This window comes from Aequorivita echinoideorum, from assembly GCF_018476645.1.
Lineage (GTDB): Bacteria > Bacteroidota > Bacteroidia > Flavobacteriales > Flavobacteriaceae > Aequorivita > Aequorivita echinoideorum.
In genome coordinates this window covers 61339-74639 of the sequence record NZ_JAHCTB010000006.1, presented here as the reverse complement: position 1 = coordinate 74639, position 13301 = coordinate 61339, and the positions used below count along the sequence as shown (strand labels likewise).

Genomic DNA, 13301 nt, shown 5'->3' with positions numbered 1-13301 from the left:
TTCGAAATATCTATACATTAAAAGATACAAATAAATTGAAAAGCCCAAATGGAATCCATTTGGGCTTTTCAATTATAGGAAATTAATCACTTTACCCATTCATAGAAATCAGAAATTCCTCGTTATTCTTAGTCTGTTTAATTCTATCATTAATGAATTCCATGGCTTCCACGGGATTCATATCCGCTAGATATTTGCGCATAACCCACATTCTTTGGATAACATTTTCATCCAGCAACAAATCATCACGACGCGTGCTTGAAGAGGTAAGATCAATAGCTGGGAATATTCTTCGGTTTGAAATCTTTCTATCCAACTGTAATTCCATATTTCCGGTCCCTTTGAACTCTTCAAAAATTACCTCGTCCATTTTTGAGCCGGTTTCGGTCAAAGCAGTTGCAATAATACTCAGCGATCCGCCATTTTCAATATTTCGCGCGGCACCAAAAAAGCGTTTCGGTTTGTGAAGCGCATTTGCATCCACACCACCACTTAAAATCTTACCACTAGCCGGTTGCACGGTATTGTAGGCGCGCGCCAAACGTGTAATGGAATCGAGCAAAATTACTACATCGTGTCCACATTCCACAAGTCTTTTGGCTTTGTCAATCACAATGTTCGCCACACGTACGTGTTCGCTGGCTTCCTTATCAAACGTTGAGGCAACAACCTCGCCGCGAACGTTTCTCTGCATATCTGTAACTTCTTCAGGGCGTTCATCAATTAAAAGAATAATTTGATAAACCTCTGGATGGTTTGCAGCTATTGCGTTGGCAATATCCTTAAGCAACATGGTTTTACCAGTTTTGGGTTGGGATACTATCATCCCGCGCTGACCCTTGCCTATGGGTGCAAAAAGATCAATAATTCTCGTGGAGATTGTACTTTGCTTATCGGCAAGATTGAATTTTTCCTGCGGAAATAAGGGCGTTAAATGCTCAAAAGCAACGCGGTCACGGACCACATTGGGGTTAAGCCCATTAATCTTACTAACTTTTATAAGCGGAAAGTATTTTTCACCTTCCTTCGGTGGACGGACTTCACCCAATACAGTGTCTCCCGTTTTTAAGCCAAAAAGTCGGATTTGCGATTGTGAAACGTAGATATCGTCAGGAGAGGAGAGGTAATTATAATCACTGGAACGCAAAAATCCATATCCATCCTGCATAATATCTAACACACCTTCGCTTTCAATAATTCCATCAAACTCGAAGTCTGGCTCACGGTAACGGTTTCTGGAATCCTTATTTCCGTTTTTGTTGTCGTGGGTGTTGCTATCCTTTCCTTTGTTTGGTGGATTGTTATTTTGGTTTTTCGAGCGGTTATCATTGCCATTATTGTCATTGCGATGCTCGTTTCGCTGGTTTTTATGACGGTTGTCATTATGACCGGAATTACCTTTATCTCTGTTATTTTTTAATTCGTTCTTTTTTGAATCGTTTTTGGAACGATTGTCATCATCACTTTTTTTAGCGTGATGTTGTTTTGGAGAATGCGTTTTTGTATTCCTATTGTCATTGCTTCTGGGAGTACGCTCTCTGTTGCCTTTCTGTTTCTGGTTTGAATCTGATTTGTTTTCTGAAGCATCTTTCACTTCGGCAGATTTTGTATCCGTTTTTGCCTCTGATGGGGTAGAAGATTGATCATCAGTTTTGGTAATTGCCTTTACCGCTTTTGGATTTGAAGCCTGGTAGTCAAGAATCTGATAAACAAGGTCTAATTTTTTCTGGGTGCGGTACTTGGGTACGTTAAGTTCTTTCGCAATTTCCTGAAGCTCAGGCAGCTTTTTATTTTTTAATTCTGAAATTTCAAACATGTAAAATACTATGGGTTTATGTTGCTATAATAATCCTTTTGAGAAGGTAGAGTTGAAAAAAATGTAATCGAAGACTAAGTAACCTCTATTGAGGTGGTTACGAACTGTTACTGCAATAATACAACAATAAATTAAATTCCACCGTTATTTTTATTAAAAAGAAACACTATTTTTGCCAATAATTGTAAGCATTACCAAATGATTCAGCGCATACAGACCATTTATTTAATTATTTCGGCTATGGTTATGGCCTCACTTTTTTTATGGTTTCCCACCGTTGAAGGTTCCAATGGCGCTATTATAATTGAACGAAATGAGCCCGTGGTTTTTGGTCTCGTTTTTGGTTCTATTGCGCTTGCTATTATATCGGCTTTAAGTTTCAAAATACGTAAAAGACAATTCGTTCTTAATCGTATAAACATCATATTAAACTTTGTATTACTAGGAGTTTTCGTTTACAGATCGCTTACTTTATCCGGAGAAACTTTAGTTTCTGAGAAGGGTATTGGGGTGCTACTTCCCATCATTTCTATCGTATTTTTAGTGCTGGCCAATAAGGCCATAAAAAGGGATGAGGACCTTGTAAAATCTGTTGATCGTTTACGGTAAACCAATCTTGGTATATTAGTGCAAAACCCTCGGAGAATGCCATCTTCGAGGGTTTTTTGATTTTTTTCCTTTAGTCAGAAAATTATCTGTCAAATTCAATTACTTCCAGATTTTGTATTTTTTCGTCATCAATCTCAAAACGCAACATGGTGCGTACTTTATGAAATCCATGTTTTCCCACCGCACCAGGGTTAAGGTGCAGCAGCCCCGTAGTTTTATCTGGCATTACTTTCAAAATATGGGAATGCCCACAAATGAAAATTTTCGGCGGATTGCTATAGATTTCTTGCCTAATGGCAGGATTATATCTGCCGGGATAGCCGCCAATATGCGTTATCCAAACATCAATTCCTTCGCACATAAAACGATTGTGCAACGGAAATTCAGACCGGGCATCCATGCCATCTATATTCCCGAAAACCGCCCGAAGGGGCTTTAATTTTTTTATGGAATCCGTAACGGAGAGCTCGCCAATGTCACCTGCGTGCCAAACCTCATCCGCATTTTTAACGTGCTTCAGGATTTTTTCATCTATATATCCGTGGGTGTCACTAAGCAAAAGGATCTTTTTCAAAATGGATTTTTAGATTTTTGCATAATTTGAAGTGCTAAGTTATTTAATATTTTCAATCATTTCACTGCATCGGGCCAGCTAAACATTTAAACTTTAAAACACAGAAACTCCTAAAGTAAGTTGTAATTTTGCCAATTCTGAAAAAGAAAATTTTGCGGTATTTTATCGAAATAGCATACAATGGAAAAAACTACTGTGGTTGGCAACGGCAACCAAACGAAAAAAGTGTGCAACAAACACTAGAGGAAACCCTTTCCACTTTTTTGAGGACTGAAATAAAAATTACCGGCGCTGGACGCACAGATACAGGAGTACATGCCAAACAGCTTTTTGCGCATTTTGATTATAATTTGATTGAAAACAAAGATGATTTTACCTTCAGAATAAATTCATTTCTTCCCAAGGATATTGCGGTTCGGAATATTTTTGAAATGAAACCTGATGCACACGCTCGGTTTGATGCCATTCAGCGAGAATATAAATACATTATTTCGCTTCGGAAGGATCCATTTTCAGAGGATTTTTCGTTTCAAATAAATAACGCGCCAGATGTCCAGCTTATGAATAAGGCCAGTGAAACGTTATTGGGACATAAGGATTTTCAATGTTTTTCAAGGTCAAAAACCGATGTGAAAACCTATTATTGCACAATTGAAAAAGCTTATTGGGAAGCGCGGGATAATAAGCTTATTTTTACCATTGCGGCAGATCGTTTTTTGCGCAATATGGTACGCGCTATCGTGGGAACGCTGCTGGATATTGGTAATGGAAAAAAGACTGTAGAAGATTTTCAGCGGATTTTGGAAAGCAAAAATAGAGCAAAGGCTGGGGCATCCGCGCCAGCAAATGGATTGTTTCTTACGAAAGTTGTTTACCCGAATGATATTTTTTTAAAATAAAACATTCAAAACTGAAAATTATAATTTCACAATAACCAACAAAAGGAGAAAAAGTGTCAGAAAAGACGGGCAACGCATTCGATTTTAAACTTTTTAAGCGATTACTTGCGTATACAAACAGTTACCGTACGGTGTTCTATTTTGTTGCGTTTGCGGCGATTGTAATGTCCGGTCTTGCGGTTTTGCGCCCATATTTATTGGAGCTCGCCATAGATGAATCCATAGTTCCCAAGGATGGCGAGGGATTTATGAAGTACATTATTTTAATGGTAATTGTACTTGTTTTGGAAGTGGTATTCCAATTTGCATTTATCTTTTATACCAATTGGCTTGGGCAAAGTGTAATCAGGGACATACGCACCAAGCTTTTCCGGCTGATGATGAGCTTCAAAATGCAATATTTTGATAAGAGTGCCGTGGGAAGATTGACCACGCGCGCAGTGAATGATGTGGAAACCATCTCGAGTATATTCAGCGAGGGGTTGTTTATGATTATAAGTGACTTGCTGAAAATGCTGGTAATTGCAGGTTTTATGCTAACACAAAGTTGGAGATTGTCGCTCATAGTTTTTATTGTGCTTCCGTTTATTTTGTACGCTACCAGAGTATTTCAAAAAGCAATGAAAGTAGCTTTTGAAGACGTCCGAAACCAAGTGGCAAACCTAAATACTTTTGTGCAGGAGCGCATTACCGGGATGAAAATTGTACAGATTTTCACGCGCGAAGAAACAGAATACCAAAGGTTTAAAGAAATTAATACTGACCATAGAAAAGCGTGGATCAAAACCGTTTGGTACAACTCCATTTTCTTCCCCATTGCAGAGATGACGGGCGCCGTGGCCACAGGTTTGGTGGTTTGGTATGGTGGTCTTAATGTTTTGGCTGGTGGCGCAGTTACACTTGGTGTAATCACGGCATTTATTCAATATGCTGAAATGCTCTTTCGGCCCCTGCGCCAGATTGCGGACAAATTTAATACGCTGCAAATGGGGATGGTTGCGGCAAATAGGGTTTTTGGAATATTGGATACCGAATCGCACATTGCAGATACCGGGACTGTGGATTATACCAATGCAAACGGAGCTATTGAATTCAAAAAAGTGCATTTTGGTTATAATCCTGAGGAAGAGGTGATAAAAGGAATTTCATTTCAAGTAAATCCAGGTGAAACGGTTGCTATTGTGGGAGCTACGGGTGCCGGAAAGAGCACCATCATCAATCTCCTCAATCGGTTTTATGAAATAAATGAAGGCGAAATCTTGGTGGATGGCATTTCACTAAAAGACTATCGATTGGCTTCGCTACGCAGTCAGATTGCCGTGGTTTTACAGGATGTTTTCCTTTTTGCCGATTCTATATTGAACAACATTACACTCAATAATCCAGAAATTTCTGAAGAAGACGTAATAGCTGCGGCGAAGGAAATAGGTGTCCATAAATTTATAAAATCGCTACCGGACGGCTATCATTATAATGTGAAGGAGCGCGGTTCCATGCTATCTTCCGGGCAGCGGCAGTTAATTTCCTTTCTGCGTGCGTACGTAAGCAAACCCAGTATTTTAATTCTTGATGAAGCAACTTCATCCGTAGACACCTATTCGGAAGAAATGATTCAAAAAGCCACGGATAGAATCACGAAAAATCGGACTTCAATAGTGATAGCGCACCGTTTGGCAACCATTAAAAAAGCGGATAAAATCATTGTAATGGATGCTGGAAAAATTGTAGAAGAAGGAACCCACAAAGATCTTCTTAAAATTGAAAAAGGATTCTATAAAAATTTATACGAAGTGCAATTTATGGCAGAAGAAGTGGCTGAATAAATTTATTGCGCAAACTGTTGCAAATTTCCGGTAGCCGCCATAAAAATTATAACCGTAATAACTAAAACAATGTATATTGTGATAAGTATCGCCAAGAAAAACAAAGTCTTGATGATAAGTTGGCCGATTGATAATTTGTAAAGCCGTTTAAAAATGTATGCAAAATAACCTATCTGTACTATTAGAACTGATAGCGTAGCATATCCAAACAGCGTGCTATTCCATACGGTAAGGAAATAGAAAATAACTGAAACAATCGATGCCTGTGAATATCCATAAAGGACGATTATAAGATTTTCAGCGTAATTATATTTTCTTTTATTAAAAAATACTATCCAAGCCATTAGCGACAACAAAGGAATCGATGCAAAAAATATGAGTGATTGATACTCAAAAGTTTTCTGCATAATTTCTTGATTCATCTTTTTTTGCGCAGCGTTCATTTCGTTTTGGTACGAAAAGGCATTTTCAAGCAAATCAGGGAAAAACTTCAGAAAAATAAAGAAGAAAAAACTGGAAAGGGTGATGGCTATTGTGAAGTAGCCGAATGCGTGGATATATCTTTTCCGAAGTCCATTAATGTAACCGCCAATTACCACCTCGGGTTTTTTAAAAAGATCGATAAAAGTCAAAACAGGTTTGCTGGAATCGATACTGAAAAAGGAATTATAGAATTCCTGAAACAAATATTTTAAGGTCAACCGATGCTGGATTACTGCAGCACCGCATTCACGGCAGAAATTATCTTCCGTAGCAAGTGGTTGCTGGCAATTTTTACAGTGGGTCATTTTAAATCAACTTAAATCAGCTTCTAAAATTTTATGAAGTTCCTCGAGATTATCGTACAGAACAAAATCGCCATCCTTTAAATAGGATATTTGCCCATTTTCTTCGGATACAACAAGGCAAACCGCATCGGTTTTTTCAGTAATGCCTACCGCGGCGCGATGCCTCAACCCAAATCGCAACGGGATTTTTCGGTCATTTGAAACTGGCAAAATAACACGTGTGGCGGTAATTCGGTTTTCCTCTATAATCATAGCGCCATCGTGAAGTGGGCTATTTTTGAAAAAAACACTTTCGATAATTGGTTGGTTCACCTGGAGGTTCATTTCGTCCCCAGAGTTTTTCACAAAATCCAGACTGTTGTTTCGTTGTATGACAATAAGCGCCCCGGTATTGGATTCAGACATTTTTCTACAGGCACTTAAAATTCCTTCGATGTTGATTTTTGGGCCATTGTCCTTGCCGAGCATTTTAAATTGTTTGAAAAACCTGCGCCGCGCGTTAAAATTTGTAGAGCCCAACATCAACAGAAATTTTCGTATTTCGGGTTGAAAAACCACGACAAGAGCAAACATTCCTACGCCCAGAAACCCGCCCAGAATTTTGCTCAAAAGCTCCATTTCCAAGAGCTGTGTAACTACGTAAATGGCGTATACGATAATGATTCCCACCAAAATATTGATGGCCACCGTTCCTTTTACAAGATTATAGAGGTAATAGAGCAGGAATGCAACAAGCACGATGTCTACAATATCTATAATGCGAATATCTAAAAAGTCCAAGGTTGTCGGTTTTTTGTAAAAGTACTTTAAAAAATCAATGCTGAAAGTTCAAACTTCAAAGTTTTGGAATTGTAATTTAAGCCAATTTCATTTCATGGTAGAGCGCAACACATTCCATTGCCTCCTTCACATTGTGTACCCGCAGGATGGATGCACCTTTCAAAAGTGCGAACGCATTTAAAACGGTTGTGCCATTGAGTGCATTTTCAGCCGAAGTATTCAAGGTTTTATAGATCATTGATTTTCGGGAAATGCCTACCAAAATTGGGACGTCAAGATTTTGGAAAAGCTCGAGATTATTCATCATTTCAAAACTTTGGGCACTGGTTTTAGCAAACCCGAAGCCCGGATCTGCAATAATATCATTTATACCTTCGGCGCGAGCTATTGCAATTCTTTCAGAAAGAATTTTTAAAACTTCGAGTGTCACATTTTTATAATCCGTAAGCTTTGTCATGGTTTTCGGCGTACCCCGCAGGTGCATTGCAATGTAGGGTACTTTCAGTTTTGCCACGGTCGAAAACATGTCGGCATCGAGCGTTCCGCCAGAAACATCGTTTATAATTGACGCGCCGGCTTCCACGGCAGCTTTGGCCACATCACTTCTAAAAGTGTCAATGGATATCAATGCTTCAGGAAATTTTTTTACAATGGAATTGATTGCCCCGCAAACCCTGTTTTTTTCTTCCTCTATTGACACCTCGGCCGCACCCGGACGTGTGCTGTAGCCGCCAACGTCAAGAAATGTTGCGCCTTCAGAAAGCATTTTTTCCGCCTGTATTAAGATATTCTTTTCTGAAAAAGTTTTACCGCCATCATAAAAGGAATCGGGCGTCACATTTACAATTCCCATAATTTTGGGATGGCTGAGGTCTATTATTGTGCCTTTGCAATTAAGGGTGTGCAATTTTTTAAATTGATTTATTTAAGCGAAATTTACGCAAAATCTTACACTTCTTTATGGAAGCCACTTCAAATCAATACAACGACCAGATTGAAAAGTGCAGGGCGCTATTTATCAATAAAATGCACGATTACGGGAGCGCGTGGCGAATTTTAAGACTTCCGTCATTGACTGATCAAATTTTTATTAAGGCGCAGCGCATTCGCGGTTTGCAGCAAAATGCCGAACGAAAAATTCAGGAGGACGAAGCCAGTGAATTTATAGGAATTATTAATTATTCGGTAATGGCGCTTATCCAGTTGGATAAAGGAGTAGTGGAACAGCCAGATCTCTCGGTAGAGGAAGCAACCCAGTTATATGATGAAAAAGTGGCCATCACCAAACAGTTGATGCTGGATAAAAACCACGATTACGGTGAGGCTTGGCGCGACATGAGGGTGAGTTCGCTAACGGATTTAATTCTTCAGAAAATCCTTCGGGTTAAACAAATTGAGAATAATAGCGGAAAAACTCTGGTTTCCGAAGGAATTGACGCAAATTATCAAGATATGATTAATTACGCGGTTTTTGCGCTGATCCATTTGGAGGATAATTCAGAAAAATAAAAAATACTTTAAAATGAAATACATTGTAGCAATAGCAAGAATCATCGTGGGTGTTCTTTTCATCATAAGCGGATTGATAAAACTGAACGATCCCGTTGGGTTTTCGTTTAAACTGAAAGAATATTTTGCCCCAGAGGTTTTGGACCTTGGCTTTTTGGTTCCTTTCGCATTATTGATTGCTATTTTCGTCGTGATTTTTGAAGTGCTTCTGGGGGTTATGTTGCTACTGGGTTATTTGAGAAAATTTACCGCATGGTGTTTACTTTTAATGATTCTTTTTTTTACTTTTCTCACCTTTTATTCGGCTTACTACAACAAGGTTACCGATTGCGGATGCTTTGGCGATGCCATAAAACTCACGCCCTGGGAATCATTTACAAAAGATATAATATTGCTTGTATTAATTTTGATTCTTTTTATAGGAAGCAAATATATTACGCCCATTTTTTCAAAGGGCGCGCGCAGTATTCTTGTCTTGGCTTCATTTGTGGTTTGTTTGGGAATTACCTATTACGTACTTCAGCATTTACCCATTATTGATTTCAGACCGTATAAAATAGGTGCAAATATTCAAGAGGGAATGTCCGTTCCCGAAGATGCGCCAGGTCCTATTTTTGAATACAAATGGAAATTCAAAATTAACGGCGAGGAAAAAATTATCACAACCAATGGCGATTTTCCGCAGGTGGATGGCGAATTGATTGGTACTGAAACCGAAATGATCCAGGAAGGATACACCCCACCAATCCACGATTTTACGATAGAACGAGATGGTGAGGATTTCACTTCGCAATTTCTGGAAGAAGAAAATTTAGTGGTCGTCATTGCCTACAGTCTTGGCAATACTGAAAAAGATGGCTTTTTACCAATAAAGGAGATTACCGATAAGGCAATAAAAAATGGATATTCCGTAATTGGTTTATCTGCTTCTTCCTTAGAAATGACTGATGATTTGGTGGAAGCCTATAAACTGAATTTCAAGTTTTATTTCTGTGATGAAACTACGCTGAAAACCATTGTTCGAAGCAATCCTGGAATTTTGGAAATAGATAAAGGCACCATAAAACAAAAGTTGCACTGGAATGATGCCCACAAATTGCAATTGCCGCAGGTTGAAAATGCGCAGCCAAAACTTAATTTACAGATGAAACAACGATTGGACAGCATTGCAATTCTGGACCAGAAATATCGAGTTTTAATGCGAACCCAAAACCCCGAGGAACGTGCGGAATTGGGTAAAAAAATGAAGCTAACAGAGGCTGAATATTCTGGGGATCTTCAACAATTGCAGGCTATTCTGGATAACGCAAATATGAAGTATATTGAAAAATTATTTGTACAAAGCGGTTATCCGGGGAAATCGGTAGTTGGCGAACCTACCAATACCGTTGCTTGGGAAGTTTTACAGCATAATCCAGATAAAATTGAAACCTATCTTCCTTTGATAAAAAAAGCTGGCGAGGCTGGAGAAATCCCGATGACCATGGCAGCAACCATGGAAGATCAATATTTGATGAATCAAGGTAAGCCACAAATCTATGGAACACAGGTGCGCGTTGAGGATAGCGGTGAAAAGTATATTTGGCCAATTGAAAACCCAGAAAGCGTAAACGATAGAAGAAAAAAAGCAGGTTTCGATCAAACTGTTGAAGCTTATTCGAAACAGCTATTTGGGGAAGAATTCACCTATGAAAACCGCACGCTCAACGACATAAATATAGATTAGTGCTACGGTACACACTTCAAAAATTAGGTTACGCGCTACTTACGCTTTTCGGAGTTGTTACTGTGATTTTTCTATTGTTTACATTACTTCCGGGAGACCCTGCGCGGATGATGCTTGGGCAGAATGAAACTTCTGAGCAAGTAGAAATCGTAAAAAAGAAATATGGTTTTGACAAACCCGTACACATTCAGTATTTACGGTATCTCAACGATCTTTCTCCCATTTCAATCCACAGTAAAAACAGAGATGATTATACATTTCTTTCTGAAGAAAAATACAACGCAACACCGCTACTTTCTGTAGGTAAAAGTGTTGTTGCCCTTAAAACTCCGTATTTGCGGGAATCTTTTCAGAAAAATGGAAAGGAAGTGAGCCAAGTAATAGCCGAAACGTTACCCAACACATTTATACTGGCCGTATCGGCAATAGTGATTGCAATGGTCATTGGCGTGCTTTTGGGGATTGTTTCCGTTCTCTTTAAAGATGGATTTATTGATAAAGCAATACAGTTGGTCAGTACCTTTGGAATGAGTATTCCTTCCTTTTTCAGCGCCATAATTTTTGCGTGGATTTTTGGTTTTCTTTTGAATGAATATACCCATTTGAATATGACGGGAAGTCTCTATGAGGTTGATGATTTCGGCAACGGAAAATACCTTCAGTTGAAAAATTTAATTCTTCCAGCCATTGTTTTGGGAATTAGACCACTGGCGGTAGTAAGTCAATTGATGCGAAATTCTTTGTTGGAAGTTTTGGATCAGGATTATATTCGCACGGCACGGGCAAAAGGACTTTCATCTTCGCAAATCATTAGAAAACACGCCTTGAAAAATTCCCTAAATCCCGTAATAACGGCAATCTCGGGCTGGTTCGCCTCTATGCTTGCAGGTGCCGTTTTTGTGGAATATATTTTTGGGTGGAACGGTTTGGGGAAAGAAATAGTGGATGCTTTGAACACGCTTGATCTGCCAATAATTATGGGGGCGGTGCTGGTAATTGCCACATTGTTCATTTTAATCAATATTTTTGTGGATATAATTTATGGTTGGCTGGACCCGAAAATTAGTAGATAGTTAAACTATGTTAGCTTAAAAAATTTCAGCAATAAAAAAATAGAATAAATGAGAAAGAAAATAGTAGCCGGAAACTGGAAAATGAATTACGATCTCGCTGAAACTGAAATGTTTCTGGTGGAATTGAAAAAACAGGTTTTCCCGGAAAATGTGACCATTATGATTGCGCCGGCATTTACAAATTTGAACCACTGCTTCAAGTCTTTACGCGAACATCCTGTAGAATTAGTCGCGCAGAATATGCACCAAAGTGAGGATGGCGCATTCACTGGTGAAATTTCCGCTAAAATGCTGAAAAGCGTTGGTACAAAATACGTTATTTTAGGGCATAGTGAGCGTCGCGCATTTTTTGCCGAGGATAATGCAATTCTTGCCGAAAAGGTAAATTCTGCAATTGAAAATGAATTGACAGTGCTTTTCTGCGTTGGCGAAGAATTGAAGGACCGCAAAGACGGAAATTATTTTGAAGTCATTAAAGAACAATTGGAGGAAGGAATTTTTCACGTTTCAGAAACAGCGTGGGAGCGCATCATTATTGCGTATGAACCTGTTTGGGCCATAGGGACTGGCGAAACTGCCACACCGCAACAGGCACAGGAAATGCACGAGTTCATCCGAAAAACAATTGCTGAAAATTATTCAAAAACTATTGCTGAAAGCGTTTCAATTCTATACGGCGGAAGCGTAAAACCAGACAACGCTGCTGAAATTTTTGGACAGAAGGATGTGGATGGCGGACTTATTGGCGGTGCTTCATTGAATGTGGAAAGTTTTATGAAAATTGTCAACGCATTTGAAGATTAATTCACATAAAGCAACATTGGAATTAGCTTGTTGAAATTTAAAAAAAAATGGATTATATCGAATATATTTTCAAAGTGAAACCGCTCCAGCCGGGCACTGAAATCCTAATTGCTGAACTTGGATATGCGGGTTTTGAGAGCTTTGTTGAAACTGAGAATGGCGTGAAAGCATATATACAAAAAGCCGAGTGGGATAATGCCATTTTGGATGGAATTAATTGTTTGGCTTCAAAAGAATTTAAAATTGAATATATCTTTTCAGAAATAGCGCAAATTAATTGGAATGAGGAATGGGAGCGTAATTTTAATCCTATCGAAGTCGATGGAAAATGTACCGTGCGTGCGCCATTTCATACCAAAAAATCGTTTCAATATGAAATTGTTATTGAGCCTAAAATGTCTTTTGGAACAGGTCATCACGAAACCACGTTTATGATGCTTCAATTTATTCTTGAAAATGATTTTCAGAATAAAACTGTACTGGATATGGGCTGCGGTACAGCAGTTTTGGCGATTTTAGCATCAATGCGTGGTGCCTCAAAACTTGACGCCATTGATATTGATGAATGGTGTTTTGAAAATTCAATGGAAAACATCCAGCGTAACGATTGTGAAAATATTTCAGTTTATTTGGGTGATGCTTTCTTGTTGGAGGATAAAAGTTATGATGTAATTATTGCAAACATAAACCGAAACATATTGTTGAATGATATGGAAGCGTATAAAAATAGTTTGAATAAAGGTGGAGCACTTTATTTAAGCGGATTTTACCGCGACGATCTACCAATTATTACTGAGTGCTGCAATAATCTTCAACTTCAATTCGTTGAAAATAAGGAGAAAAATAATTGGGTTGCCGCAAAATTTATTTTGTAAATAGCTATCTTTATAACAATCCCAA

The 13301-nt window shown here is 38.6% G+C and carries 13 protein-coding genes; 8 read left to right on the top strand and 5 right to left on the bottom strand.

Annotation, left to right across the window (positions count from 1 at the left end; genetic code table 11):
• Nucleotides 1-91: 91 nt before the first annotated feature.
• A complete protein-coding gene (gene rho / locus KIV10_RS12880) occupies nucleotides 92-1816 on the bottom strand; it encodes a transcription termination factor Rho (protein WP_214114400.1) in 1725 nt (574 codons plus the stop codon).
• A gap of 198 nt (nucleotides 1817-2014) precedes the next feature.
• On the opposite strand from rho, the gene KIV10_RS12875 reads away from it, so the two are divergent.
• Entirely contained in the window at nucleotides 2015-2425 is a 411-nt protein-coding gene (locus KIV10_RS12875; protein ID WP_214114398.1) for a DUF4293 domain-containing protein, read from the top strand.
• An 82-nt stretch (nucleotides 2426-2507) separates the two neighbouring features.
• Here the strand turns inward: KIV10_RS12875 and KIV10_RS12870 are convergent, their stop codons facing one another.
• Nucleotides 2508-2999 (bottom strand): metallophosphoesterase family protein, encoded by a 492-nt coding sequence (locus KIV10_RS12870; RefSeq protein ID WP_214114396.1) that lies wholly within the window; start codon nucleotides 2997-2999, stop codon nucleotides 2508-2510.
• A 152-nt stretch (nucleotides 3000-3151) separates the two neighbouring features.
• Here KIV10_RS12870 and truA point away from each other — a divergent pair, with 152 nt between their 5' ends.
• The gene (truA, locus tag KIV10_RS12865) at nucleotides 3152-3898 is read left to right on the top strand and encodes a tRNA pseudouridine(38-40) synthase TruA (protein WP_214114394.1); all 747 of its coding nucleotides are present in this window, start codon (nucleotides 3152-3154) and stop codon (nucleotides 3896-3898) included.
• A gap of 53 nt (nucleotides 3899-3951) precedes the next feature.
• Nucleotides 3952-5721, top strand: a complete 1770-nt coding sequence (locus KIV10_RS12860; RefSeq protein WP_214114392.1) for an ABC transporter ATP-binding protein — start codon at nucleotides 3952-3954, stop codon at nucleotides 5719-5721.
• Between the two features lie 2 nt (nucleotides 5722-5723).
• On the opposite strand, the gene KIV10_RS12855 is transcribed toward KIV10_RS12860, so the two are convergent.
• From KIV10_RS12855 to folP, 3 genes are all read right to left on the bottom strand, one after another.
• Complete coding sequence (locus tag KIV10_RS12855) at nucleotides 5724-6509, bottom strand: DUF3667 domain-containing protein (RefSeq protein WP_214114390.1); 786 nt, start codon at nucleotides 6507-6509, stop codon at nucleotides 5724-5726.
• Nucleotides 6510-6515: 6 nt separating this feature from the next.
• Complete coding sequence (gene cdaA, locus KIV10_RS12850) at nucleotides 6516-7289, bottom strand: diadenylate cyclase CdaA (RefSeq protein ID WP_214114382.1); 774 nt, start codon at nucleotides 7287-7289, stop codon at nucleotides 6516-6518.
• A 76-nt stretch (nucleotides 7290-7365) separates the two neighbouring features.
• A complete protein-coding gene (gene folP, locus KIV10_RS12845; protein ID WP_246516306.1) occupies nucleotides 7366-8196 on the bottom strand; it encodes a dihydropteroate synthase in 831 nt (276 codons plus the stop codon).
• A 53-nt stretch (nucleotides 8197-8249) separates the two neighbouring features.
• On the opposite strand from folP, the gene KIV10_RS12840 reads away from it, so the two are divergent.
• Genes KIV10_RS12840 through prmA form a run of 5 tightly spaced genes read left to right on the top strand, consistent with a single transcriptional unit; the run spans nucleotide 8250 to nucleotide 13276 of the window.
• Nucleotides 8250-8798, top strand: coding sequence for a DUF1599 domain-containing protein (locus KIV10_RS12840; protein WP_214114380.1), 549 nt, complete (start codon nucleotides 8250-8252; stop codon nucleotides 8796-8798).
• A gap of 13 nt (nucleotides 8799-8811) precedes the next feature.
• Complete coding sequence (locus KIV10_RS12835) at nucleotides 8812-10524, top strand: BT_3928 family protein (protein WP_214114378.1); 1713 nt, start codon at nucleotides 8812-8814, stop codon at nucleotides 10522-10524.
• Nucleotides 10524-11597, top strand: coding sequence for an ABC transporter permease (locus KIV10_RS12830; RefSeq protein WP_214114376.1), 1074 nt, complete (start codon nucleotides 10524-10526; stop codon nucleotides 11595-11597). The genes KIV10_RS12835 and KIV10_RS12830 overlap by 1 nt, the downstream gene beginning before the upstream one ends.
• Nucleotides 11598-11645: 48 nt before the next feature.
• Entirely contained in the window at nucleotides 11646-12401 is a 756-nt protein-coding gene (gene tpiA / locus KIV10_RS12825; protein WP_214114374.1) for a triose-phosphate isomerase, read from the top strand.
• Nucleotides 12402-12448: 47 nt separating this feature from the next.
• Complete coding sequence (gene prmA / locus KIV10_RS12820) at nucleotides 12449-13276, top strand: 50S ribosomal protein L11 methyltransferase (RefSeq protein WP_214114373.1); 828 nt, start codon at nucleotides 12449-12451, stop codon at nucleotides 13274-13276.
• Nucleotides 13277-13301 lie beyond the last annotated feature (25 nt).

What these genes read in the sequence shown, in the direction of transcription:
- KIV10_RS12875 (WP_214114398.1), top strand. Translation starts at nt 2,015, where the DNA reads ATGATTCAGCGCATACAGACCATTTATTTAATTATTTCGGCTATGGTT.
- KIV10_RS12835 (WP_214114378.1), top strand. Translation starts at nt 8,812, where the DNA reads ATGAAATACATTGTAGCAATAGCAAGAATCATCGTGGGTGTTCTTTTC.
- rho (WP_214114400.1), bottom strand. Translation starts at nt 1,816, where the DNA reads ATGTTTGAAATTTCAGAATTAAAAAATAAAAAGCTGCCTGAGCTTCAG.
- prmA (WP_214114373.1), top strand. Translation starts at nt 12,449, where the DNA reads ATGGATTATATCGAATATATTTTCAAAGTGAAACCGCTCCAGCCGGGC.
- KIV10_RS12840 (WP_214114380.1), top strand. Translation starts at nt 8,250, where the DNA reads ATGGAAGCCACTTCAAATCAATACAACGACCAGATTGAAAAGTGCAGG.
- KIV10_RS12855 (WP_214114390.1), bottom strand. Translation starts at nt 6,509, where the DNA reads ATGACCCACTGTAAAAATTGCCAGCAACCACTTGCTACGGAAGATAAT.
- tpiA (WP_214114374.1), top strand. Translation starts at nt 11,646, where the DNA reads ATGAGAAAGAAAATAGTAGCCGGAAACTGGAAAATGAATTACGATCTC.